This window comes from uncultured Gimesia sp. (assembly GCF_937910335.1).
Taxonomy (GTDB): Bacteria; Planctomycetota; Planctomycetia; order Planctomycetales; family Planctomycetaceae; genus Gimesia.
In genome coordinates, this window is sequence record NZ_CALEMX010000442.1 from 19,122 (window position 1) to 43,004 (window position 23,883).

Sequence of the window (23,883 nt, forward strand, 5' to 3'; positions counted from 1 at the left end):
TCGTGATTGAATCAGCGTCCGTTCACGAATGAATCATTCGCGCAAGTCAGACCAACCATCATTTGAGATGATCTGCTTGTCTTTTTATCGGCTGAGGTGAGGTCCGGTCCTAACGAGAAAAACGATTCTAGCGAGAGAATAAGAGAGATAATTTCATACACTAAAACAAATGGGGGCCGAATCTTCTATCCCTGCAAAAAGTGGAAAAGACTACCGGAAAAGATGCCAGCCTCGATGAAACGAACCGAATCGAGCTTGTTGATCAAAGGCCTTTCCCAAAAAATTGCGTTTCCTCAATCAAAATTCTTCTCAGACAAAAGTCAGTAGCCACAAAAGAGGAATCTTGCATCGCGTTCAGATCAGATTCGAGTTGAGTGTAACCGCTTTTGAGCGACGTAAGCCTATCCATCGGGAACCGAGATGATTACACTTTGAGAAAGTCAACTTCAGCCATGCGCGTCGTTATTGAAGCTGATACCCGACAACCATTTCTATTTTTTCTAAAAACCGTTATTCTTAGAGTGAGTCGTTAAGTAAATCGTATTATAGTATCAGATTCCTTATCTAATTTTTCGGAACAATTGATCGAAACGAATTGAGATCGAAATGGATGCGGTTGAGATACAAGCGAATCAATCGGGTGCACCTTTCTCTGCAGAAGTTGCAGAGCAAATGGCGTTGGAGTTGAATCTCACGGCACAGCAGATCCTGAATGTGATTGCATTACTGGACGAAGGAAATACCGTTCCGTTCATTACCCGTTATCGAAAAGAACGGACGGGTAATCTGGATGAAGTTCAGATTCGAGATATTCAAAAACGCGTTCAATTCAAACGACAAATTTGGGAACGTGCTTCTACCATTCTGCGATTAATCGAAGCACAACAAAAAATGACTCCCCGCTTAAAAGCCGAGATAGAAAAAGCGGATACGCTCAAGCGACTGGAAGATCTCTACCGTCCGTATCGTCCGAAAAGAACATCCCGCGCAGCAACTGCCAGAAAACTGGGCTTCGAACCGTTGGCCGATGGTATCTGGTCGGGCGATGCCTCTCTGACAAATTTAAGCACAGCGGCAAAAAATTTCACTAAAGACGAAGACGGTGCGCGGACGACCGAGGATGTGCTCAAAGGGGCCTCTGATATTCTGGCGGAGAAGATTGGTGAAGATCCCGATGTGCGTGAGATCTCACGCAAGATCGCCTGGGGTTCGGGAAGTCTGACGGTGAATGCTACGAAGAAAGCAGAAGAATCTGGTCAGGAATATCGAGACTACTTTAATTACACTGAGAAAGTCGCCAAAGTGCCCCACCATCGCACGATGGCTATTAACCGTGGTGAAAAAACCGGTGCGTTGCGGATTCGTTTTGAATGGGCGGAAGAATCTGCTTGTGCAACGATTGTCAGCCATTTGAATTTGAACGGTCATCGCTTCCACGAATTTTTGACATCCGTTGTCACCGATGCCTTACAGCGTTTGATTCTGCCCAGCCTTGATCGGGAAATTCGTCGTGAGCTGACGGATAAAGCGGAAAAACACGCGGTTTCCGTCTTCGCTCAAAATTTGAAAAATTTACTGCTACAGCCTCCGCTGCAAAGCGAACGCATTCTGGCGATCGACCCCGGCTTACGCACGGGTTGCAAGCTGGCGGTGCTTGACGAACTGGGAACTTGCGTGGCTACTGACCTGGTCTATGTCACAGGTTCTGCAGAGAAGAAAGAATTTGCGTGTAAAAAACTGGCTGACTTTATGACGGAACATCAATGTAAGCTGGTCGCTATCGGCAATGGTACCGCATGCCGGGAAACGGAAGAAGTCATCACTGAGATGATCGAACAGCATCTGCCGGAGGCCCGTTATTTAATTGTGAATGAAGCGGGCGCGAGTATTTATTCTGCCAGTCCGGTTGCTCGCGACGAGTTTCCCGATCTGGATGCCACAATTCGCGGTACGATCTCCATCGGTCGTCGACTGCAGGATCCTTTGAGTGAGTTGGTTAAGATCGACCCTCAGCATCTGGGCGTCGGCATGTATCAGCACGATGTAAATGCCAAACGTCTGAAAGAATCTCTGGACGAGGTGATTGAATCATGCGTTAATTATGTCGGCGTGAATTTGAATACCGCCAGTGCTTCCCTGCTGCGTCATGTGTCAGGCATGAACCAGTTGATCGCCCGACGGATTACCGAATGGCGCGAGAAGCATGGTTCCTTTCAGAGTCGAAAACAACTGCTGGATGTTGCCGGTGTTGGCGAAGCGACGTTCACACAAGCGGCCGGATTTTTGAAAATTGATGCAGGTACCGAACCACTCGACTCCACCTGGATTCACCCTGAAAGTTATGAGCACGCACACAAAGTTTTCACGAAACTCGATCTACCTGAAGACAGCCTGAAAACTTCGGCGAAAGACCGCGAGTCCGTGATACAAAAAGTTGCGCAGATCGATAAACGGGAGCTGAGTGACAGTTTACAAATTGGACTACTGACACTGGAAGACATACTGGAAGCCATCGTACGCCCCAAACGTGACCCACGTTCTGATTTACCCGGCCCGATTTTTAAGCAGGGCGTATTAAAGCTGGAACAACTGGTCGAGGGCATGGAGCTGCAGGGTACGGTTCTGAATGTGGTAGACTTTGGCGCGTTTGTCGACGTCGGGTTAAAAGACAGTGCTTTGATTCATGTAAGTGAGATGGCCAATCACTTCATCAAAAACCCTTATCAGTTCGTCTCGGTGGGTGATGTGATTACGGCATGGGTGCTTAGTGTGGATCTGGAACGACGACGCGTCTCTTTGACAATGATCAAACCGGGCACCGATCGCCATTCCAAAAAAGAACCGCCTGAAAAAGAGCAGGCTTCGCAACCGACGACTCAAAAAACGCAACCGAAAAAATCAGAATCCACACTACCGGCAACGGGTGGTCAAACCCGGCAGCAGACAAAGAAACGACCGCGCAAAAGAAAAACGCCCCCTGCCCCCAAGCTTACGAATGAAATGAAAACCGGAGAACAGCCTCTCCAGGGCTTCGATCAACTGAAAGCGCTTTGGAACCAGAAAAAGAAATAGGAACATTATAATTCCGTATCTCCGACGGAATTCCCAACGAATTATTATGCACAAAAATCGCCGTATGAGAACTTTTATTGCAGTCCCCATTCATCCACCTCGGGGTCTCAGGAAATTATTGCCAAAACTGGAACAGCTGGGCCCTGCCGTCAAGCCGATCGCAGTTGACCAGATGCATATTACTTTGAAGTTCCTGGGAACGACTGAATTAGAGGATGTCATGCCGATCAGTTCCATCCTGAAAAAGATGCGAAGTGAATTCCCTCGTTTAAAACTGGCATTCAAAGGCCTGGGTGCATTTCCCCGCGTTGACCATCCGAATGTCATCTGGGCGGGCATCAGCGATGCCACGTTGCTAACCGCCATGGTAGATTACCTGGAACAGGAAACAGAAAAACTGGGCTACCCACTGGAACGCAAAGGTTTTCATCCCCACCTTACATTGGCGCGCGTGAATGCCAGGCCTGCGGACGATCTGTTTCAGATTCTGCAGGATCGATCGGATGCAGAATGGGGAGAGGTGACCGTCGATACGATTAAGTTTTATCAATCTGAAATGAAATCGCAGCGCGCTCAATACCATGAGATGCAAACGGTGAAACTATATCAACGCTAACTCTTTTCGTGGTCCGGCATTCGTTTGGGTCTGAAGAATAAGAAGCGAACGGCTAGCCCCAGTACAATGAGCGAACAGCCGACAAGTGTTGTCATTGAAACCGTTTCGCCCCAGAAAATCCAGACCCAGATGGGATTCAAAATTGGTTCGGCCAACACGAACAGGGCGGCTTCCTGCGAGTTTACCGTTTTGACAGCATGCGAAAAAATCAAGTAAGGGGTCCCCATCTGAATCACCCCCATCAGGGCAATCAGAGCGAATTGCGTTCCCGTTAATGAATGTCCCAAAGTGAGTGCCCAGGGCGCGACAATCGCTGCAGAAACGAACAGGCACAAAGTCACCAGCCAGGCCGGGTGTTCTTCCCGCAACACGCGAAAGAAGATGACAACCAGGGCGTAGGCAATGCCACTCATCAGGGCGATAAGATTTCCGGTGAAATTTTTCCCCGACCAATCAGCCATCACGATAAAGAAAATGCCTGACATCACAATCAGTATTGAGAGGATTGAGCCTCGTTCAATTCGTTCTTTCAGAAAGAGAAAGCCGAACAGCGTCGCCCAGGCCACACTTGTATTCTGCAGAAAAATGGCAGCGGCGGCTGACGTTTTTGTCATGGCGAACATGAACAGTAAATTCATGGATGCAAAGGCGATCAAAAGTGGAATCAAGCCGGGACGCCAACGAATTCTGTTTATTTTGACAAAGGGGAGCAGAAAGAGTCCTGCGAAAAAGACTCGATAACAGGCTAGAATCAGCCCTCGATGCGCTTCAGGAATGGACAGGAAGGGAGGCGACTTGACAAACAGACCGCTTAGGCTCCAGAGTACTGCAGCCAGCAATACCAGCATACGTGCCCGAAACAGCTTTCCTCGGTCATCGCTCTGGCTCATGAGAGGTAGTCCGTTCGTGCTGTGATTTGCTGTTTTCGACGGTTCTCACAAACTGGCGGCAGAGATGGCGGCGGGCACTTCAATCGTGCCTTCATACAAAGCACGACCGATGATCGCGCCGACCAGACCCGGCTGTTGTTGACTGACTTCTGCCAGACGCGTTACATCTTTGAGCGTTGTCACGCCACCCGATGCAATTACAGGCAAGCCCAGTTCTGCTAGAGAGATCATATCCTGAATGGTTGGTTCATCAACGCCCTGCATCATGCCATCATTGGCAATATTGGTATAAATGACGGCTGCCAGATCGGCTCCCACATAGTCTTTTGCGAGATCAATGGCCGACGTTTCAGAGACATCGAGCCAGCCTTCCGTCGCGACTTTTGAGTCGCGGGCATCCAACCCCAGCGCCAGACGACCGGGATAACGCTGTGTCATTTCTTTGAACCACTGCGGATCTTTCAGCGCCTGTGTGCCGACAATCACGCGGTCGATTCCTACTTCATCCAGCATTAACTGAATCGCCGCTTCATCTCGGATGCCGCCTCCCATCTGACAGGGAACAGAGACCGCTTCCACAATTTTTCTGACGACTTCATGATTGACGGGTTTACCTGCTTTGGCGCCATCGAGGTCAACCAGATGCAATCGTTGTGCGCCCCCGTCTGCCCAACGACGGGCCATTTCGGTAGGATCATCGCCAAAGACCGTTTCCTGACCATAATCGCCTTGTCGCAAACGAACACATTTGCCTCCTCGAATATCGATGGCGGGCAGAATTTCCATAGCTGAGCTGACTTTCTTTTCCGGATGAACAGGATTTATAACGAAGCAAAATTCTGCAGTAGTTTTAATCCTGCAGATTGACTTTTTTCGGGATGAAATTGCGAAGCAAAAATGTTATCGCGGGCCACAATCGAAGCAAAACGGCTGCCATGTTCTGTATACGCGACGACCGCTGACTCATCTTCCGGCACGACATAATAACTGTGTACAAAATAGAAATGCTCATGCGAGGGAATGTCCGCGAGTATGGGATGCGGTGTTACCGTTTCAATTTCGTTCCAGCCGATATGTGGGATTTTCAGTCCGGGTTGATCTTCTAAACGAACCACTTTTCCGGGAATCATTCCCAGACCCTCGTATTCTCCGTCTTCGTAACTGATATCAAACAACAGTTGCAGACCGAGACAGATTCCCAGAAAAGGTTTCCCGGAATTGACATGTTCCCAAATGGGTTCGACGAGTGACTTGTCTTTCAGGCACTGAATGCCGTCCCGAAAGGCGCCCACGCCAGGCAGTAGCAATTTTGTGGCCCGGGCAATTTCATCGGGCTTTGAAGTGATCGTAGCCTCGGCCCCAATCTTTTCAAAGGCTTTTTGGACGCTTCGCAGATTTCCCATGCCGTAATCGATGATCGTGATCATAACTGCTTCTAATTTAAGGTCTTAAGTAATTTTCTGGTTCATACTTCTACTGGAAGGACACAATCAAAACAGATGAGTTCGAGGTGTGCAGCCAATTCTAGTGTCTGAATCCATATTTGTGAATGATGTCCACAAAAATGATGGGTTTTCAGAACCTGGAGGAACACATATCCGAAATCCGTTCGGTATAACAAGGTTAGAGGACCATCGGTCTACTCCTTATCCCTATCCTTCCGGCGCTGAGAAATCTCTGCAAGCCACCTATCAATATGTGGTCGTATCTCTATCAGCGTTGGAATATGAGCGTATATCTCTTCAGGATTTCCGAAGCAACTCCTTAAGTAAGTCTTTCCAACGCCACTATGAACACGGCGAGTTAGTGTCCAATCAGGACCGATGCCAACATCTGATTCTATCTTGATTTCGAGAATTGTTTGCGAACACAGCTGTGCCCTTTTTTCTAATTCGGACTCTGATAGCGGGTTTCGACGAACATAACAAATGATACCAGACCCTTCAAAGGTTTCGGAAGTTTCAAGATGATGAAGCCCCGATAAAGGGTGGTCCTGTTCTGGATAACGTTCCCCAATATAACGTTCCCCAAGTATGCTATCTGCCGATTCAAACCAAATACCAGCGGCCAGCACTTCAATAAACTGATCGTGAAAATGAAAAACGTAATGTGAGAACTCTCTGATCATCTCATCGACGTCTCCATTGAATCCATAGGAATCACCATAATATTTTTTTTCGTATTTGTATCGCTCCCGAAGCCACCGTGAATTTGAAATGGTTTGTACCCAATAAAATGATTCCTTTTCTCCGGGTGCGAGTGGGTATGGTGCATACTCTCCACGAGAGGCTTTAATTGAATCTAACCTTTCAAACGTGATTCGTCCCCAGTGATTATCTTCCGTCATGAAATGAAGAGCATTTATTACATCGCCATACTGAACAATCGGAGAGTCGACACGATCGGCTTCCAAAGGCACTTCAAAATTGTGCGCAAGCTGTTTCGATCTTATAAAGTTTAAGATACTCATGCGTTTTGGCCTAACTTGTTGATCACCTGCATAACCAACTGCAGTTCAGGTATTACCGGGATATCACACTGGAGACTATTTCTAAAACAGTCTCTTTCGGGAGTTACTTTCCCTTTTTCCACTGATGATGATAGTTTGTGCCGCGGCCTGCTCTGGTGTGCGCGTCGGTGTTTAGATCCCAGCGGCCCTGATTTTCTTCTACGTTTTCCCCCGCCTGATATGTCAATGTATCGGCTGAGGTCCATTCATCCAGCCATTCGTCTTGAAAATACAGGGGGATGCCCAACATCCACTTCATCCCCTGGGTAATCGATAAACAACCCGCCAGCATGATCAACATCACAATCGCCAGTACAGGCAAGAGTGGGCCAAAATGGCAAATGCGCTCGGCCAAGGGCCAGATTTTTGGCCAGCCTAACAGGACCAGTAATGCTCCCAAACTGAGGTAAGGTCCGAAGGGAATTTCACGTGATCGTTTGAAAAAGATAGAGAAAGCTACCACCGCCAGCGCACAGAGAGGTGAAATGACAAACACGGTAACCGTCGCCTGCCACCCCAGAAAGCTGCCGATGACCGCCATCAAAATCACATCACCAAAGCCCATCGCTTCCTGACGTAACGTCCATTGACCGATGATACGAACGGCCCAGACAATGCCGCCTCCCACAACTATTCCTACTAGACTGACAGCCAATCCATGCAGGTGCGGGTATTGAGCCACCCACAAAGGTACTTTCTCGACCACAAAAAAACTGCGATACTGTTCCGGAAAATAGACACCCAGTAAGCGGACTATCGATGGTTCCTGAAACCAGACCGGCACCAAATACAACATGCCAAACAGAAAGGAGCCGACAACGCCAATGAACAGGGCCGGCATCGTGGCGCCATCGGGAATAATTTTGAGGTCGAAGTCAATGAAGGTGGCGACCATCAATGATTCGATCAGTACCAGATGAAATGCAAAACGCAGGTTGAGCAGCATGACCGGTGTCAGCCAGGAGTTGACTGCGAGCGGATCTGGTGCATACGCGGAAAACAGTCCGCTTTGTTGTAGAGTGGCCTGACCACTCAAGGGAACTTCTGCGCAATAGAGCAAGACAAAGATGACGCCGTTCAAGAGTTCGACTAACGCTTCGCGGTGCGATCGTCTGTAGGATAAGTTCGAATTCCGAGAGCGCGAGAGATAGACGCCGATTATGGGAATATGATAACGAGACCCGAGATGACGTAGTCTACGGCCGACGCGTTTCCAGGCAGCCCCGACTTTTTCTTCGCGAGGAAGTTCTTCGATACAAATATTGACGATCCGTCCCAGGAATGCTCCCAGCAGAAACAGCAGCACAAGCATGAGATTCGGATCAATGCCAAACGGGGTCATGTTCAGGAAAACTTTCGTCGTGTATTAAGGAGTGAAATCCAGCGCGTCTGTTATTTCATCGACGATCTGGAGAATCGTTTTGGAATCGGTATCGACGGTAATGCTGGTGCATGCCTGATAAATGGGTTCACGCTGATCGAGCAGTTTCTGTATTTCTTCGCGTTGGGAAGCACTGGAAGTGAGTGCGGGCCGACGAGTGGTTGTTGAAACATCGAGTGACACGCGCTGCTCTAAAACGTTGACGTCGGCTTTCAGCCAGACGACTGGTCCGGCGTCTTGAACTTCCTGGCGCGTTTCTGTATTCAGGATGGCTCCGCCCCCCGCGGCAATGATTAACTTGTCTCGTCTGAGTAAACTCTGCATCACCGTGCGTTCCAGCTGGCGAAAGTGCGTTTCCCCTTCGTCGGCAAAGATCTGTGATATCGACTTTCCGGCTGCCCGTTCGATTTCATCGTCGGCATCGATCCAGGAAAAGCTTAAGCGTTCGGCTAAGGGCGCAGCTACGCTACTCTTCCCGCTGCCCCGGTATCCTATTAGTGTGATGACCGTCATAAGCGATTCCCTTAGAGTTTTCCGACTGCGGAAATTCCTGTCCGCAGTGTTTTTCGCATAACTTCCAAAGGAGGTTCTTTCCCGGTAAAGAGCTGGTATTGTGCAGCTGCCTGTCTCACAAACATTTCGATTCCTGAAACGGTTTTACAGTTTCTTTCGCGCGACTGTTTGAGGAGCAGTGTATTTTCCGGATTATAAACGGTATCAAAGACGAGCATATCGTCGTGCATAAAGTTTTGCGGAAACGGAGTTTCATTGACATTCGGGTACATGCCGACAGAGGTGCCATTAATCAGAACGTCATAAAAACTGCTTCCCCGATTTTCCCAGGAAGAGTAAGCACATCCCAGTTCGGTTGCCAGTTTTTCTCCCCGTTTGCGACTACGATTGGAAACGGTTAGAGCACCTCCGGCATTGACCACCCCGGCTCCAATAGCCTGTGAGACTCCGCCGGCCCCTAACAATAGAACCTGCTTACCATTTATGGGATCTCCGGTTGCTGTTCCTTGCGGATCGAGTCCGAGTCGAATGCTGTCGAGGGCGGCATTGTAATCGGTATTGCGTGCTTGCCAGGCGTTATTCTGATCACGAATGAGTGTGTTGGCTACTCCCATACTTTCTGATGCATCATCGGCATTTTCGGCCAGTTTGAGTGCGCCTGCTTTATGTGGAATCGTAACGCTATAACCTTGCACATTCAGCCATTCAAACTCCTGCAGAGTTTCAGTCAATCTGTCTTTGGGCACGCGGAAGGGCAGGTAGACGGCATCAATTTTATCGTGACGAAACGCAAAATTGTGAATCAAGGGGCTCAAACTATGGGCAATGGGATCACCGACCACGCCGTACACGGCTGTTTCCGGACCGATCTGGTCATAACCATATATCTTGGTCATTTCTGAAAATGATAATTGCCCCGGCGCCAGTTCTCTTTCACGACTGAATGTCGCGTAAGTAAAGGGTGCGCCATATTTGCCGCACAGGATCCGACTGATTACACCATATTCCCCCATACAGAAACCAATCGTAGGCACCTTGGCATTGGCGACCAGCTTCAAAATTCGTATCGAATCTTCGGGAGAGTTGGCCATTGTAACCAGCTTGACGATGTCGGGATCTTTCTTACAGAGCGATGCGTGAATGTCTTCAAGGTTATCAGGTGTTTCATCAAAATTGTGATGACTGATAATGCGTTTGGTTTTGCCATATCGCGGAATCTGATCGGCGATATCTTCTTCCAGATCGACATACTCGACTTCGGAAACGATGGCCGTCCTTAATACGGCCAGCCTTTGTTCTTCGGAACGGTTCCAGCGTCCTTTATCTGCCGGTCTGCGGCAGGTAATGACGACGGGTGTGGGACGATCTTTAATGAGACGATCCACATCGGCGGGCCTTGCGATCCAATCCAGGCGCAACTCCACCAGTTCCGCTCCTTTTTCTGCCAGAGCGCGGTGTTCCATCTTCACCATTTTGTGTCGGGTTCGACCGATGCTGACACAAATCATTGATCTATTTCATCCTTCTATATTGAACAGTCCTGGCTGCGAATCAGCACAAAAGCCTTGCGCTACCCTGCAGATAGACTAATTTATCGACAAAGAGAGTCCACAGTGTAACCAAAATCCTGATTCAATGGAATTAACGTTGACATCAAGTTACAATCTAGTTACGTTACTTATTAGTAACATTTAAATAGGGCTGGTTTTTCGAAGGAGAACCAAGATGAATTTAGAGGAATTGATGCTGAATGTAGATCAGCAAATCGTGATTAATGCCCCAGTGGCTGCTGTTTTTGAAGGGATGTTGAAACGACTCGCTGAGGAGAATGTTCGACCGGATGGCGTACCGATGCCGATGGTTTTAGAGCGCCGGCCCGGCGGTCGCTGGTATCGAGATCTGGGTGAGAATAGTGGTCACCTTTGGGGATTCGTGCAGGTCATCAAGGCTCCTCATATTCTGGAGATTTGTGGTCCGCTGTTTATGTCGTATCCTGTATCGGGTCATCTGCAAATTCGGCTGGAAGAAATTCCTGAAGGGACGCGAGTCTCATTGCGACATCGAGCACTGGGGCAGATTGAAGAAGCCCATCGAGAGGGTGTGACACAAGGTTGGGAGCATTATCTGAATGCGATCAAAACAGACAGTGAAGCGTAGTCGAAATCGAGAGTCAGTGCAGGGATTGCCGACTGTTAAACAGAGCAGATGTGAAACAGTGGATTTTAAACGGAAGTAAATATGATGTCAGACCCATTGGACGTTGTCTGGAAAGCACTTTCAGATTCCACGCGTCGCGCGATTCTGGACTTTCTCCGCGAAGGTCCACAGAAGACAACCGCCATCGTGGACCAGTTTCCTGCGCTTTCACGTTTTGGTGTAATGAAACATCTGGATGTATTGCGTGAAGCGGGACTTGTGAATACGCGGGAAGAGGGACGTTTTCGGGTGAATTCCATTAACGTCATTCCCATTCGGCAGATTTACGAACGCTGGGTCAGTCGTTATGAAGAGATCTGGGCCAGCCAACTTACGGGCCTGAAAAAATCACTGGAATCAGAAACCAGAAAACGGAAATAAATGGCACGTGCCATTTTTGTTGAGTACGATCATTATAAAACGCGTTTTTACATACAGGAGAAATGAACCATGAATACCATCGACTTTATCAAGAACGGCCTGGAGAGTAGTAAACAGTTCGCCTGCATGCTACTGGACGACATGCGCGAGACCCCTTTCGTGGAATCTACACCTGGCGGAAATCATCCGCTCTGGATCCTGGGCCATCTTGCGGTGAGTGAATCGTTTCTGCTGGATCAATGTCTGCAGGGAAAGCCAAATCGTTTTCCGGAACTTGCAGAACTGTTTGGAGCAGGCACGACGCCGAATACTGATCCGGAAAACTATCCGACTTATGACGAACTCCGACCTAAGTTCGATGCAATCCGCGAAGACTCTCTGGCTTATCTAGAGCAACTTACCGACGACGATCTGGATAAAGCCAGCCATCATACCGAGAACCCGTTCTTCTCGACGGTTGGCAATTGTTATTTAGCAATGATCATGCACGTTATGAATCACGCGGGTACCGTGACCGCGGCCCGCCATGCTGCTGGGAAACCGCCTTTGATGATGTGATGTGATTGTGTGCGAGTCTGATAGCAAAAGCAAAACGGGCGGGTAAATATGGTTTTTATGCTACCACGAAAGGCACGAAAATCACGAAATAAAATGATCCTGTTCCGAACTTAACATTTTCGGGATCGGCGGGTACGAATCATCTTCAGGGCTTACGCTTGCGTGTCACCAACCTGTGAATCAACTCATCACGCGGGATGGCTAATCTTCCAGTTTCCAGACGTTAAGGTCGTCGAGATTGAGTGAATCGCCTTTCATGATAAATCGGTAGCCGGTTTTGTTGGTATCGAGAGAGGAATGCTGTCCTTCGACTTTCAAGCCGCAGTCGATTTGGGCGACGACTTTATCTCCCTGCATTTCCAGTTGCAGTGTGTACCATTTGCCGGGGTCTAATTTCCCCTTGGCCTGCGCTAACGTAATGGGCTTTGATTTTGGATCTCTCTTGTTTTTGTCGGTCCGCAGAATCATGCCTGATTTGTCGACGATAATGCGGAACAGATGCCCCTTCTGATGATTCAGGCTCACATGAAAGAATTTGCTGTCCTTGAGCTGGAATGAGCAGCGGATGATGGAATTCCGATTCGGCAATTTCCAGGTCAACACGGCGGCGTGTTTGTCTGCTTGCAATTCCTTACCCGTGAGCACTCCCTCTGTAACCTTCCATTCCCCCTTATTCGCTGCCCATTTTTTGCTGAGTTTATTGTGCTTGAAGGAATCGGACTGAGTTGGTTTTCCGGTCTTCGCCAGAACGGACGCGATCTCCGCATTCTTATCAGCCATCAACAGATTCGGAACCATGAATGTGAAGGAGAGGCAGAGGTACGAAGTGTATTTCATCTCAAGAGGTACTTTCTAGTTGGTAATTGAGTTGACTTTGGAACCCGCGGCACTTCTGCCTGGAGGATTTGCGAAAGAAAGAGTCTTTCGAGTGTGAGTCTATCAACTTTCAGGAGCTGATGAACAATCTGCCTATTCTATTATTTGTCAGAGGCAACAACAAGAACGCTCACAAGATTAAAACAATGCCAACTCGTACTAATTTTTTGCAACGGCAAGCGAAAAAGGAGATTACTACTCCTGCACCCACCTTTTACCACCCGTCGGAGGTAGAATAATTTGATGATTTTCTAGATTTCCTCAACGGATTAACTAAGATACATATCGTGTGAATTCGAATCGACCATGTTATGGTGGTGCCCACATATTTTCTCAGTTAAGTATCTATTCGAGACCATTGATTCGAAGTGAAACTTGGGGACTGATACTCTTTCGCCCCATTGAAAAGGAAAGTGAATATGATTCATCAGGGAACTCCGTCTAGACGTCTCATATTTTGCGCCTGTATTACCACTCTCTTGCTGGTGGGGTTTGCCCTGCCACTGTCTATACGTGGGGAACAAAACAAGAAAGCAGCGGAGGAAACTTCCAAAGCTGCCATTTCTCAAAACGATGTGGTTCAGGATCTGATTCGGGATGTGAAAAAAAATGAGAAATTGTATGCTGATTTGAAACTAAGCCTGATCAGCGTCTACGAAAAATTTCCTAAACCGGCTGACATCAACAAACAGATTCAAACCGAGACGGACATCGTCATTGATCTGCAGGGTGAGAAATTTCGCTCAGAATTTAAATCGAACGGTCGTGGAACCGTTCAGAATTTTGTGGGAACAGAGAATTATACTATCAGTATCAACGACGAAAATATTGATGTCTTTGATGGAAATACATTTCGCAAATTCTGGGCGTTTGATCATATACCAGACAAGAAAGACAAGCCTCGAAGGACAATGAGCCGTGGTGAAATTTCTGGTGAGATACCAAGCGTATCGAATCTAGCGCGCCCACATATGTTTCTACGTGGGACCGGAGGGCCGCGCGTTCCCCTCTCAACATATCTGGAAGGAGCCAGAGCGATCACAGCCTACCCAGGTTCGGGTGCGGACATGCACCATATGTACTTCGAAAAAAAGATTCTGGGCAATGAGGAATTTCAGGGCCTGCAATGTATCAAGGTCCAGATGGAATGGATCGGCTCGAAGGGAAAACCAGTTAGCAGAAACGAAATCTGGCTGGCCAGTGACCGGAATTTGATTCCCGTGCGTATATTACATTACAAGTACCACAGGTCAAAAGAAATTCCCACCACAGAATTCAGAGTCGATGCATGGAAGGAACTGTGTCCCGGCGTCTGGTTTCCCATGAAAGCACATAGGGACCAGTATCATTCACTGTCTAAAAAACCAACAGACAAACGGGAATTATCGTGGCGTGTTTTGTATGACGTCAAAAGTATCACACTTGATCCGCCACAACGAGCGCCCCATGTCTTCACAAAACTGGACTTCCCAAAAGGAACTACAGTCGACGGCTTGAACGTGCCCGGCAGATAGCAGGTCAAGAAGGATTTAGACAAAACACGGCCACAGGAATAACAGGGCGACTAAAGTCTTCCATTATCAAGGGAAGAAAGCGGCATTACAGTCTCTTCGATTGTTGAAAATGTTGCTGATTGTCTCTGAACAGTTTCCAGCAACATTCCAGTGGCTGAATTGATCGCCTTTGGGCTTCGCATTTATCGCTTTATAAATGTATGATGTGCGTCGAAACGCGCATTCCTGCATAGGAACGCACATTCATACATCTCACAAATTTATGAGGCGTGTCTGCCTCTCACTAAATATTGAAATAGCTGGAACATTTATGTCTGAAGCGGAATGGGAGAGACTTGTCGCTGAATCTCGTCATGAGTCGAGTGCCAACTGGAAACGCTGGGGTCCCTATTTGTCAGAGCGGCAATGGGGGACTGTGCGCGAAAGTACCGGTGCGGAAGATCCGTGGCTGAATTTCACTCATGAAGAAGCGACCTGGCGCACCTATCGTTGGGGGGAAGATGGCCTGCTGGGAATTTGTGATCGACAATGTCGGCTCTGCTTCGGTTTGGCTTTATGGAACGGCAACGATCCGATTTTAAAAGAGCGGCTGTTTGGTCTGACGGGTCCTGAAGGTAATCATGGTGAAGATGTCAAAGAGGCCTATTATTATCTCGATTCCACGCCCTCGCATTCATATCTGAAAGCGCTCTACAAATATCCGCAGACTGAATTTCCGTATGCCCGACTTCGCGAAGAAAATGCGCAGCGTTCACGAAACGAGGATGAATTTGAACTGACCCACACAGGTATTTTTGATGAAGGCCGTTATTTTGATGTCGAGATGGAATATGCCAAGGCGTCCGATGAAGACATTTTAATCCGGTTCACCATATTCAATCGCGGGCCAGAGGCGGCTCCGCTGCATTTGCTTCCTTCCTGGTGGTTTCGCAATACATGGGGCTGGGGGCCGATACTTGATTGTCCCACTGAAAAGCCGAGCCTGACCCGTGCGGCAGACGATCAGCTTGTTGCCAAGCACGAAACACTGGGCGACTTTCATGTTTACACCGATGTTGGTCCGGACGGTGAACTCCCTCAGTGGCTTTTTACGGAAAACGAAACCAATACGTGGCGATTTGATGATCCCAACAGCCGACGTCCTTCCTGCAAAGATGCGTTTCATTTGGCGGTGGTCGATGGCATCGAAGGGGTTGTTAATCCGCGTTCTGCGGGAACCAAAGCGGCGGCTCATTTTCAGTGTACTGTTGCAGCCGGCGATTCGGTACAGATTCGATTGCGGATGTCGAACATCAACAACCTGCCCGAAGATGCGTTTGGAGCGGCATTCGACGAGACCTTCAAACAACGGATTGACGAAGCGGATCGCTATGCACAGTCGCTTGTATCGCCGGGGCTTTCGTCAGATGAATTACAAGTTATGCGACAGGCCAATGCCGGGCTGCTCTGGACAAAACAGTTTTATCATTATGCCATTCCCCGTACGTTACCAAATCCGAAAGAGGGCGAAACGGAAAACGTACCGGCGTCTCCCGGCGCGCCGCATCCCCGGAATGCTGACTGGGGGCATTTATACAATCGCAATATCATTTCGATGCCCGACAAGTGGGAATACCCGTGGTATGCGGCCTGGGATTCGGCATTTCATCTGATTCCGTTTGCGAAAACCGATCCCTTTTTCGCGAAGGAACAGGCGATTTTGTTTCTGCGCGAATGGTATATGCATCCCAACGGTCAACTGCCTGCCTACGAGTGGAACTTCAGTGATGTGAACCCGCCCGTACATGCCTGGGCTTGTTGGCGCGTGTATCAGATGACGGCTTCGAACGGCGATCGCGATCGTAACTTTCTGGAACGCGTGTTTCAGAAGCTGTTGCTGAACTTCACCTGGTGGGTCAACCGCAAAGACATTCGCGGCAAGCATGTTTTTAGCGGTGGATTTCTGGGGCTGGATAATATCGGGATCTTTGATCGCTCGAAACCTTTGCCGACCGGTGGGCATCTGGAACAGGCAGATGGAACCGCCTGGATGGCATTTTACTGTTCTAGCATGTTATCGATTGCCTTTGAACTGGCTGACAACAATCCCGCGTATGAAGACATGGCCTCGAAGTTTTTCGAACATTATGTTTCTATCGCCGAAGCGATGAATTCGCTCGATGGTACCGGATTATGGGACGAAGAGGATGGCTTCTATTACGATCACCTTTATCTTGATGGACGCAGTATCCCGCTGAAAATTCGCTCGATTGTCGGATTGATTCCGCTGTTTACCGTCGACGTGCTGTTTGATGAAAAAATCAACAAGCTGCCCGGTTTTCAAAAACGAATGAACTGGTTTTTGCAGAACCGCCCCGAATTGTCGAAGTTCATGACGTACATGGAACGTGATCCGGAAACCTCTGACGACGGGCTGCGTCTGTTGGCGATTCCCACGCGTGACCGTCTGCTGCGGATGTTGCGTTACCTGTTGGACGAAGACGAGTTTTTATCCAATTACGGTATCCGCTCCCTCTCCAAATACCACGAGGAACATCCTTTTGAATACGAATTGAACGGCGAGATGCTGCGGGTGCAGTATCAGCCGGCGGAGTCCGATAGCGGCTTGTTCGGCGGCAATTCTAATTGGCGTGGTCCGATCTGGTTTCCGCTCAACTATTTGTTGATTGAAGCTTTGGAACGCTATCACATGTTCTACGGCAAGTCGTTACGGGTTGAATGCCCAACGCGTTCGGGCAACTATATGGATCTGCAGGAAGTGGCCGACGAAATTCGCAAGCGGCTCTCGAAGTTGTTTCTTTCGAAAGAAGATGGCGACCGCCCCTGTTATCACCGCACCGACGATCTGTTAAACGACCCGCACTGGTGCGACCTGGTATTGTTCTACGAATACTTCGACGCAGAAACCGGACGCGGCTTAGGCGCCAGCCACCAGACCGGCTGGACGGCGTTGATCTCGCCGATTCTTGGTACGTTGGCCAGCCGATGCCAGGAGGAAAAATAATATTTAAGATTCCTAGCATCTCACCAACGAGCACTGTTGAACCTGTTTTACAATTATGACATTGTTGTGTTTCTAGCCAAGGAACCACATGGAAAAATCAAGGCTGGGGATCTCGTGAATGCTGTCACACCATCGCTGCAACCAATGATCAACTGGGAACTCAGATGAAAACTGCCGATGAACTAGGAATAGTCTGGCTCGCTAAGGACGGACATATTGAGGTTTCCGGTATCAATTTTTATGGCTATTGGGGTCAAGATAAACTTCCAGATGAGATTTCTTCTCTCACTGATCTATTAAAAAGCCTTGAAGCGGAGTTTCTGGTTCAAAAAATTGAGGCTGATGAGGGGAATTTCCTCATTTTTTCCGTTTGGGTCAAAACTTGGCCGTCGGACAGAATATGGCGTCAAACAGTGGAGGGAATTTTGAACAAAATAGTCTTAATGGGAGCAAGCGTTAGTTGGAGTGGTGATGAGTATTGCTCTTGGTCGTTGACTGAACTTGATCCAGTCACGTCTGGTGGCTGCGTTTACGCAGCGTCATCGAGATCTACAGGATTGTTATTTCATTCTGATTTATCTGAAGAAATTTCATATTTATCCGACGATGAACTACAGCGATTGCTCCGATAGAATCATTTTATTCCTCTGAGTATAAGCTTATCAATACACAGTGAATATAAAATGACACGAATAAAAGCGTCGGGATTCGTTTTATCTGAAGTTAGTATCTCGACTCGCATGATTGGATGATATCATATCGACAATAGGGGATCACTTCTTCATCAAGGCTGGCAGTCCATGTTTCGCAAGCTGATCGACAAACTAAAAAGCTTATCAACAGAGGGGAGTGAACGGTTTGATCCGGCGATACTGGACGATCCGATCGCGATGGAAACGGAATGGTCGCCGCTCAAAGAGGGTGGTTCGAACTTCTGCACGCGGAAGCTGGTGCGGGTCTCGCCCCAGCGCTACGAGTTCCGTGCCACGGTGGGAGCAATCGTTTTTTACTTAATCTTTTTTTTCATCGGGGTGGGAGTCTCGATGATTGCCATCTCTCAAAGCATCTCGAGCGGAAAAATATTTACAGCGGAGGTACTCTTCCTGGGAGTGTTCGGGCTGATCTTTACATCAGCCGGTGGCCTGCTGTTTTATTTCGGTACCAAACGGGTTGTGTTCGATATGCAGCATGACTGTTTCTGGAAAGGAAAGATTCCGGACGACGAATTACTGTATGCCACCGCCAATGAGTTGCTGATGCCTTTCAAGGAGATCCATTCGATTCAGTTAATTTCAGAATATCTCAGCGGTAGCGACAGTTCGTATTACAGCTATGAAATGAATCTCGTCTCCCAAGATGGCGTGCGTACTAATGTCATCGACCACGGTAATTTGGAAAAGATTCGTGAAGATGCGAGTACGCTTTCGGAGTTTCTGGAAGTGCCGGTGTGGGATGGGATCTAAGGTGGAGACGAGAAAAAAGGTCAGGTGTCGTTTTACGTGTTCCTGACCCCTTATCTCTTTCTTTCTTAGAGAAGGCTAACTCTTTTCAGGTCCACTCTAATTAAGTTACCATCATTATGCTGAATTAGATTTTTTAGTTCCTTTACTGGGATGTTTGTGGGGACATAACGAATGGAACCATCCATCATGACCGCTATAAAGGCAGGACTGGAATGTTGTCCTGTAGGCTTAATGGGGTCGACGGGATCGAATACAAGATCAACGGGTTTTGTCCACGGCACCGCTTTGTCCGGAGCTGCCTTAATTAACATGATGGTATTTGAAAATCCATCTGTGACATCTCTCAATCCTACTCCAGGGCCGCCAGTAAAGGGAGTCTTCTCGCCTGAAAATGTCATGAACTGTGTTTCTCCCGGTTTCGTTCCAGGATCAAGCTTAAAGACCTTCGGCATTTTTTTTATCAGACCTTTGTTTTGAGGACTGTCCCAAGGCTCGTTCAAATGGAATTCTTTATAGAGCGCAGCTTCACCGAGAAACGGAAGCAGGTGAACCCGCCAGCTTAAAAGTGACTTCCCGTTGGTCAGGTGTTCTTTAGCAGGGGGAAAACTCCTGAATTTATCAAGGTAGTTATGAAATGCAAGTGTGATTTCTTTTATGTTATTGAGCTGCCTGAGCTGTTCTGGTGAGAGACTTGTGTGAACAATGATAAACTTATGCCATTCGACTCGCACTCCATCATCTGGACGAATCAATTTTTTCCACATGTCGTCCCCCGCATTTTTCATGACACATTGGACGCTTCCATCAACGAATAAGGCAGGAACACCTTCAGCAGTATTCCCCATAGCTTCGAGTGGTAACTTCTCGTCAAGCCCATCCGGCTTAGTCCATTTGACTGCCTGATCGGCGCCGACTTCGACAAGCATGACTGTATTTGATGCTCCATCTGTGATGTCACGAAAACTTGTTGCTTTACCAAGGGGGAATACTGTCGTCGGTTTTTTCTTACCCTTTGAATTCGGGGCCCATTGCCCTTCAAAAACATGGAAGCGAGTCAAATCAGAATTAGATGGGGTATCGGGAGAACGAAAAATATCTGGCATATTTTTGGCAAGAGGTGCATTGTTCGGACTGTCCCAGGGTTCATCCAACTTAAAACGTTCATATAGAGGTTTTTGATCCAAGTAAGGTAGAAGATGGACTTTCCAACTGACCTTGAGCCGCCCATTTTTATCATAATATTGAGGATACGTTTCCGGGTCTGGCATGAAACAGGGACCATTCTTGTTTTGATACGTATGGAAAGCAAAGCCGATTGTATTCAGCTTCTGTTTAACATTTTTATAGCGTTCGACTTTCATTCGTTTGCCGGGCGTAATGATCATTGATGGATCAATTGGCTTGTTCCGGGAGGTCGTGGATGTTTTGTCAGTTGAAGCAGCAGGCTTTGGAGAACTATTTTCATCGGGTGTTTTCGCTGCAGGTGTCTTCGCTGCTTGTGTATCGGCGGTCTGATCTTTCTTGCATCCGCCGGCGAGTGTCAGCAAGCTGACAGTACCTGCCAAAAGAATCGCCAACACGGGGTGCTGATGATGTATCGAAGACTGCTTGTGTCGAACGATGATTGACATTTTCATTTCTCCAAACATAGATTGTAACACGTGAAAGATTGTGCATTGAATAACCGTTGAATATCTTTTAGTGCCTGATAGCCCAATACCTGTAATAAAAAGGGGGCAGCAATTGATATTACTGGACCTGCCTCCTTATATCATCCTTGCTTATGAATACTTTGATTCATCGTCTTCAAATCCTCCAAGAAAATATCTCTGTAAACATCATACGGACTCGTCTCACGTTTCCCTAATACATGCTGTTACGATTGATTATAAAAACATTCAGCAGCATTATCGAGTTCTCTCGCTCTTTTTGCCGGGTAGTGTTTCTGATTTCCAATAGTTCATTGCAACCTGAGAGTAACCGTGGCTAACGCCATTCGGCTAATGATCAAAAACAAGATCAGTCGCAAGGCATTAACCGCGGTTAATATCGATCTCGTTAAAGGCGTCTTTTGATTTTTTCTTGTATCCTGACCGTGTCTGGTTTAGGCTATTGTGATCATTGGGGCTGCGACGATTTCTGACTGCACAATTCGGCCTTGAAAGCATTCATTAACCAAGAGAAAAGCCCAAAAGAACAGTTTTGGATCCGGACACCTTTATTTTTCGAGACAGTGACAGACAACTATCTCTATAGTGTGTTTGGCGAAGTCAAAAGCAGTACGGGAACTTCAAGGTGATTCTCCGGGAGGATATTTTCGCAATCATTACGGCATATGACAATCAGCCACATACACGTTGGTCGAACCGAAATAATTGGCGAACGGATTTTGTAGAGGAGACATACAAGGCTTTCCGTTGTAACACTCAACGCTGAAGGGTAATTAACAGATCAGATGGATGTTTCCAAATATAGCTGTAGTAACAAACCTACTCGTGACCAATTGGTGAGCGTTTCTGACTCTCTGGTGAATACGCTCGCTGAAACGATTGGCATCCCACTAGCCTGTTTCAAACGCCACATTGTTGAGGGAGAGTCGACCGTTACGACAATCCAGGGTTCGATTGGTAATGGCGCTATCCTTGACATGTGTATTGAGGGGGTTGTGTTGGTTCAAATGAGAAACAATGAGCCACCTAACATTAACGCAGAACTTCTCTTGTTCAGTAGAGGTGAGAGGTTGGGGACGCAGCGATACAATGGGCGCAGCTATCTATTGTTGGATTTTGATTCTACGCAGAATCCTGCCTCATGGACTAGCCAGGAATGGATAAACGATGGTCCAGATGATTGGGAGGCCATTTCGCAGCCGAGGACGGATTTATACGGAGAATTAAAGGAATCTTGGGAAGACAACGACTAAGACGATTCTAGACCGCACACACTCCTGAAGGATTTCCTCCTGTGAAACAGACTGATATGCGGAATTCATCCGCAACGAAAAGTAATCGTCGTCTCTTATTGAAACAGATTACGGCGACAACAACGCTACGTCGAACTGTGGTTCCTAACATCGTTTATTAAGCGTTCACTCGCGTGGTTTAGCGCAACTCTTTATACGTTTATTTCTGTTGATAATCTTTTCCATTGAGGCTTTGGATCACTGACCGCATCCATGCATCGAGCTCTTGCTGCATCCTTGCCAGTCGTGGGGCTTGTTGGGGATCTTTGGAAAGATCGGTTTTCTCCATCGCGTCATCGGTCAGGTTGTACAATTCGAATTTTGTGCCGCCGATACGATGCAGCTTCCAAGGCCAATCGGTCCAGGCGGCATGTCCGGTTGTGGTGTGTTCTGGAAACTGCGGGAATTCGTCGACGTCTTTGCGCATTCTTGGTGGATCATGCGGTAGCGGTGCGCCGGCCTGTTGCTTTTCCATGATCGCCTTCTGAATCCGGTCGCTCCGAGTTCCCTGCCCGCCCTGGATTTTGTGCCAGAACCCCATTGGCTTACTGCGTTCTGTCACCGATCCCGCAATGATGCCGCTGACATCCATACCATCGAGCGGATGCGGCGCATACAATTCTATGCCCGCCATGGCTAAGAGGGTTGGATAGATATCAAAGGTCGACGCGGGTACCGAGGTTCGACCTTTGAGCTTGCGTGCGGGCCATTCGATGATCCCCGGCACGCGCAGGCCCCCTTCGTAGATGCTGCCCTTCCTCTCGCGGCCACCGGAAGTTTCCTTGACCAACCCGCCGTTATCACTGCAGTACCAGACGATGGTATTCTCTGCGATGCCCATTTTCCTGATCGCAGCCCGAAGACGTCCGACTTGCTGATCAAGCAGCGTAATCTCGCGGTAGTAGCCCGCATGCGGTTTACCATCGTAGAGGCTGGGGCCATCCGGCACTTCCGCGTGCGGGTCATGCGGAGACGGGAACCAGATGACGGTGAATATTGGACGATCACCGGCCTTGTGTTTCTTGAGGAAGTCGATCGCATCATCCATCAGGATGACCGAGCCCTTCCCCTGGCGATGCTCGATCTTTCCCTTTCGGCTCAAGTAGGGATCGTTGTCGAAAAAGTTGAGGCCGACCACCCATTCATCGAATCCCATGCCACTGGGATTGCAGGGCGAGTTTGGTTGTCCCGAACCCAAGTGTACTTTGCCGAAAATCCCGGTTACGTATCCGTTGGCTTTTAGCGTCTCGGCGATGGTCTGTTCATGCGGGCGCATGTAGCGGCCATGGTTGGTGACTTTGGTTCGAATCGGGTTGCGCCCGGTCATCACGCTGGCGCGGGTCGGTGAGCAGACCGGCGCGCCGGCATAGAACCGATCAAATACGAAGCCGTCTTTGGCCATGGCATCGAGTGCTGGTGTCTGCACAAACGGATGACCATTATAGCCGGTATCTCCCCAGCCCTGGTCATCCGCCATCACAAGAATGATGTTGGGTTTACCAGAGTTTTCCAAAGTTGCGGCAAAGGATATTCCTGTCGCGGACAAGCAAAATATAAATTCCATCGCTGCTAAAAAGCTACGTTGATTCAGCATCAGTTACTCTTTTCTGCATTGTGGTCGAAGTATTGAATAAAAGCCCGTTTGAAATCAGGATCGCCCGTTACGATCATACCAGTGCCAGTCCCTGATTCACATTACCAGATCGTAACAGGATGGTATTTTTCTTGTATCCTGAGCAGGGCTTGTTTAGGCTATTGTGATCTTCATGCCTGAGACGATTCCTTACTGCACTCATCAACCAAGAGGAAGGTCCCAAAAGAACCACTTTGGTTCTGGGTACTTTTATTTGTTTATACAGCGCAGTCGTGCCCCCTTTTTTAGATGGAAGTAGCTTTAACCCGCATTTCCCAGATGACTTCCCTCGCTTTGGCACGTAATTTGCGCCAT

Annotated in this window: 21 protein-coding genes; 10 read left to right on the top strand and 11 right to left on the bottom strand. The window is 48.2% G+C overall.

The window, feature by feature from the left end:
• Window positions 1-606: 606 nt before the first annotated feature.
• Window positions 607-3,072 carry a Tex family protein gene (locus tag Q0668_RS17540; protein WP_298866977.1) on the top strand — a complete coding sequence of 822 codons (2,466 nt, stop codon included), beginning with the start codon at window positions 607-609 and terminating at the stop codon, window positions 3,070-3,072.
• Window positions 3,073-3,136: 64 nt separating this feature from the next.
• A complete protein-coding gene (thpR, locus tag Q0668_RS17545; protein WP_298866979.1) occupies window positions 3,137-3,688 on the top strand; it encodes an RNA 2',3'-cyclic phosphodiesterase in 552 nt (183 codons plus the stop codon).
• Here thpR and Q0668_RS17550 read toward each other — a convergent pair.
• The 7 genes from Q0668_RS17550 to aroE all read right to left on the bottom strand — a co-directional run bounded on the left by Q0668_RS17550 (window position 3,685) and on the right by aroE (window position 10,489).
• The gene (locus Q0668_RS17550; RefSeq protein WP_298866981.1) at window positions 3,685-4,578 is read right to left on the bottom strand and encodes an EamA family transporter; all 894 of its coding nucleotides are present in this window, start codon (window positions 4,576-4,578) and stop codon (window positions 3,685-3,687) included. The two genes, thpR and Q0668_RS17550, sit on opposite strands and share 4 nt — an antisense overlap.
• A gap of 45 nt (window positions 4,579-4,623) precedes the next feature.
• Window positions 4,624-5,364: a 1-(5-phosphoribosyl)-5-[(5-phosphoribosylamino)methylideneamino]imidazole-4-carboxamide isomerase gene (hisA, locus tag Q0668_RS17555; RefSeq protein WP_298866983.1), complete on the bottom strand. Its 741-nt coding sequence runs from the start codon at window positions 5,362-5,364 to the stop codon at window positions 4,624-4,626.
• A gap of 35 nt (window positions 5,365-5,399) precedes the next feature.
• Window positions 5,400-6,005: an imidazole glycerol phosphate synthase subunit HisH gene (hisH, locus tag Q0668_RS17560; RefSeq protein WP_298866985.1), complete on the bottom strand. Its 606-nt coding sequence runs from the start codon at window positions 6,003-6,005 to the stop codon at window positions 5,400-5,402.
• A 212-nt stretch (window positions 6,006-6,217) separates the two neighbouring features.
• On the bottom strand, window positions 6,218-7,048 hold the full coding sequence (locus tag Q0668_RS17565; RefSeq protein WP_298866987.1) for a hypothetical protein: 831 nt from the start codon (window positions 7,046-7,048) through the stop codon (window positions 6,218-6,220).
• 103 nt (window positions 7,049-7,151) lie between these two features.
• Complete coding sequence (locus Q0668_RS17570) at window positions 7,152-8,429, bottom strand: A24 family peptidase (RefSeq protein ID WP_298866989.1); 1,278 nt, start codon at window positions 8,427-8,429, stop codon at window positions 7,152-7,154.
• 24 nt (window positions 8,430-8,453) lie between these two features.
• Window positions 8,454-8,981, bottom strand: a complete 528-nt coding sequence (locus Q0668_RS17575; protein WP_298866991.1) for a shikimate kinase — start codon at window positions 8,979-8,981, stop codon at window positions 8,454-8,456.
• 11 nt (window positions 8,982-8,992) lie between these two features.
• A complete protein-coding gene (gene aroE, locus Q0668_RS17580) occupies window positions 8,993-10,489 on the bottom strand; it encodes a shikimate dehydrogenase (RefSeq protein ID WP_298866993.1) in 1,497 nt (498 codons plus the stop codon).
• Between the two features lie 217 nt (window positions 10,490-10,706).
• Between aroE and Q0668_RS17585 the strand changes: the two genes are divergently transcribed.
• The 3 genes from Q0668_RS17585 (at window position 10,707) to Q0668_RS17595 (ending at window position 12,116) form a co-directional block, all read left to right on the top strand.
• Window positions 10,707-11,138 carry an SRPBCC domain-containing protein gene (locus tag Q0668_RS17585; RefSeq protein ID WP_298866995.1) on the top strand — a complete coding sequence of 144 codons (432 nt, stop codon included), beginning with the start codon at window positions 10,707-10,709 and terminating at the stop codon, window positions 11,136-11,138.
• Window positions 11,139-11,219: 81 nt separating this feature from the next.
• Window positions 11,220-11,558, top strand: coding sequence for a helix-turn-helix domain-containing protein (locus Q0668_RS17590; protein ID WP_298866997.1), 339 nt, complete (start codon window positions 11,220-11,222; stop codon window positions 11,556-11,558).
• A gap of 69 nt (window positions 11,559-11,627) precedes the next feature.
• On the top strand, window positions 11,628-12,116 hold the full coding sequence (locus tag Q0668_RS17595; RefSeq protein ID WP_298866999.1) for a DinB family protein: 489 nt from the start codon (window positions 11,628-11,630) through the stop codon (window positions 12,114-12,116).
• A gap of 201 nt (window positions 12,117-12,317) precedes the next feature.
• Here the strand turns inward: Q0668_RS17595 and Q0668_RS17600 are convergent, their stop codons facing one another.
• Window positions 12,318-12,953, bottom strand: a complete 636-nt coding sequence (locus Q0668_RS17600; protein ID WP_298867000.1) for a hypothetical protein — start codon at window positions 12,951-12,953, stop codon at window positions 12,318-12,320.
• A 458-nt stretch (window positions 12,954-13,411) separates the two neighbouring features.
• Between Q0668_RS17600 and Q0668_RS17605 the strand changes: the two genes are divergently transcribed.
• The 4 genes from Q0668_RS17605 to Q0668_RS17620 all read left to right on the top strand — a co-directional run bounded on the left by Q0668_RS17605 (window position 13,412) and on the right by Q0668_RS17620 (window position 18,973).
• On the top strand, window positions 13,412-14,506 hold the full coding sequence (locus tag Q0668_RS17605; protein ID WP_298867002.1) for a hypothetical protein: 1,095 nt from the start codon (window positions 13,412-13,414) through the stop codon (window positions 14,504-14,506).
• Window positions 14,507-14,816: 310 nt separating this feature from the next.
• Complete coding sequence (locus Q0668_RS17610; RefSeq protein WP_298867004.1) at window positions 14,817-17,510, top strand: glucosidase; 2,694 nt, start codon at window positions 14,817-14,819, stop codon at window positions 17,508-17,510.
• Between the two features lie 164 nt (window positions 17,511-17,674).
• Entirely contained in the window at window positions 17,675-18,142 is a 468-nt protein-coding gene (locus Q0668_RS17615; protein WP_298867006.1) for a hypothetical protein, read from the top strand.
• Window positions 18,143-18,310: 168 nt separating this feature from the next.
• Window positions 18,311-18,973, top strand: a complete 663-nt coding sequence (locus Q0668_RS17620; RefSeq protein ID WP_298867008.1) for a hypothetical protein — start codon at window positions 18,311-18,313, stop codon at window positions 18,971-18,973.
• Between the two features lie 65 nt (window positions 18,974-19,038).
• Here the strand turns inward: Q0668_RS17620 and Q0668_RS17625 are convergent, their stop codons facing one another.
• Entirely contained in the window at window positions 19,039-20,604 is a 1,566-nt protein-coding gene (locus Q0668_RS17625) for a DUF1559 domain-containing protein (protein ID WP_298867010.1), read from the bottom strand.
• An 875-nt stretch (window positions 20,605-21,479) separates the two neighbouring features.
• Between Q0668_RS17625 and Q0668_RS17630 the strand changes: the two genes are divergently transcribed.
• Entirely contained in the window at window positions 21,480-21,896 is a 417-nt protein-coding gene (locus Q0668_RS17630) for a hypothetical protein (protein ID WP_298867012.1), read from the top strand.
• A gap of 199 nt (window positions 21,897-22,095) precedes the next feature.
• Here the strand turns inward: Q0668_RS17630 and Q0668_RS17635 are convergent, their stop codons facing one another.
• Window positions 22,096-23,529 (bottom strand): sulfatase-like hydrolase/transferase, encoded by a 1,434-nt coding sequence (locus tag Q0668_RS17635; protein WP_298867014.1) that lies wholly within the window; start codon window positions 23,527-23,529, stop codon window positions 22,096-22,098.
• A gap of 73 nt (window positions 23,530-23,602) precedes the next feature.
• Window positions 23,603-23,883 (bottom strand): hypothetical protein (locus Q0668_RS17640; protein ID WP_298867017.1); only part of this gene is annotated, 281 nt, incomplete at its 5' end.

What these genes read in the sequence shown, in the direction of transcription:
- Q0668_RS17540 (WP_298866977.1), top strand. Translation starts at nt 607, where the DNA reads ATGGATGCGGTTGAGATACAAGCGAATCAATCGGGTGCACCTTTCTCT.
- Q0668_RS17570 (WP_298866989.1), bottom strand. Translation starts at nt 8,429, where the DNA reads ATGACCCCGTTTGGCATTGATCCGAATCTCATGCTTGTGCTGCTGTTT.
- Q0668_RS17605 (WP_298867002.1), top strand. Translation starts at nt 13,412, where the DNA reads ATGATTCATCAGGGAACTCCGTCTAGACGTCTCATATTTTGCGCCTGT.
- Q0668_RS17635 (WP_298867014.1), bottom strand. Translation starts at nt 23,529, where the DNA reads ATGCTGAATCAACGTAGCTTTTTAGCAGCGATGGAATTTATATTTTGC.
- Q0668_RS17620 (WP_298867008.1), top strand. Translation starts at nt 18,311, where the DNA reads ATGTTTCGCAAGCTGATCGACAAACTAAAAAGCTTATCAACAGAGGGG.
- Q0668_RS17550 (WP_298866981.1), bottom strand. Translation starts at nt 4,578, where the DNA reads ATGAGCCAGAGCGATGACCGAGGAAAGCTGTTTCGGGCACGTATGCTG.
- Q0668_RS17595 (WP_298866999.1), top strand. Translation starts at nt 11,628, where the DNA reads ATGAATACCATCGACTTTATCAAGAACGGCCTGGAGAGTAGTAAACAG.
- Q0668_RS17610 (WP_298867004.1), top strand. Translation starts at nt 14,817, where the DNA reads ATGTCTGAAGCGGAATGGGAGAGACTTGTCGCTGAATCTCGTCATGAG.
- Q0668_RS17600 (WP_298867000.1), bottom strand. Translation starts at nt 12,953, where the DNA reads ATGAAATACACTTCGTACCTCTGCCTCTCCTTCACATTCATGGTTCCG.
- Q0668_RS17585 (WP_298866995.1), top strand. Translation starts at nt 10,707, where the DNA reads ATGAATTTAGAGGAATTGATGCTGAATGTAGATCAGCAAATCGTGATT.
- Q0668_RS17590 (WP_298866997.1), top strand. Translation starts at nt 11,220, where the DNA reads ATGATGTCAGACCCATTGGACGTTGTCTGGAAAGCACTTTCAGATTCC.
- Q0668_RS17625 (WP_298867010.1), bottom strand. Translation starts at nt 20,604, where the DNA reads ATGTCAATCATCGTTCGACACAAGCAGTCTTCGATACATCATCAGCAC.
- hisH (WP_298866985.1), bottom strand. Translation starts at nt 6,005, where the DNA reads ATGATCACGATCATCGATTACGGCATGGGAAATCTGCGAAGCGTCCAA.
- Q0668_RS17565 (WP_298866987.1), bottom strand. Translation starts at nt 7,048, where the DNA reads ATGAGTATCTTAAACTTTATAAGATCGAAACAGCTTGCGCACAATTTT.
- Q0668_RS17575 (WP_298866991.1), bottom strand. Translation starts at nt 8,981, where the DNA reads ATGACGGTCATCACACTAATAGGATACCGGGGCAGCGGGAAGAGTAGC.
- aroE (WP_298866993.1), bottom strand. Translation starts at nt 10,489, where the DNA reads ATGATTTGTGTCAGCATCGGTCGAACCCGACACAAAATGGTGAAGATG.
- thpR (WP_298866979.1), top strand. Translation starts at nt 3,137, where the DNA reads ATGAGAACTTTTATTGCAGTCCCCATTCATCCACCTCGGGGTCTCAGG.
- hisA (WP_298866983.1), bottom strand. Translation starts at nt 5,364, where the DNA reads ATGGAAATTCTGCCCGCCATCGATATTCGAGGAGGCAAATGTGTTCGT.
- Q0668_RS17615 (WP_298867006.1), top strand. Translation starts at nt 17,675, where the DNA reads ATGAAAACTGCCGATGAACTAGGAATAGTCTGGCTCGCTAAGGACGGA.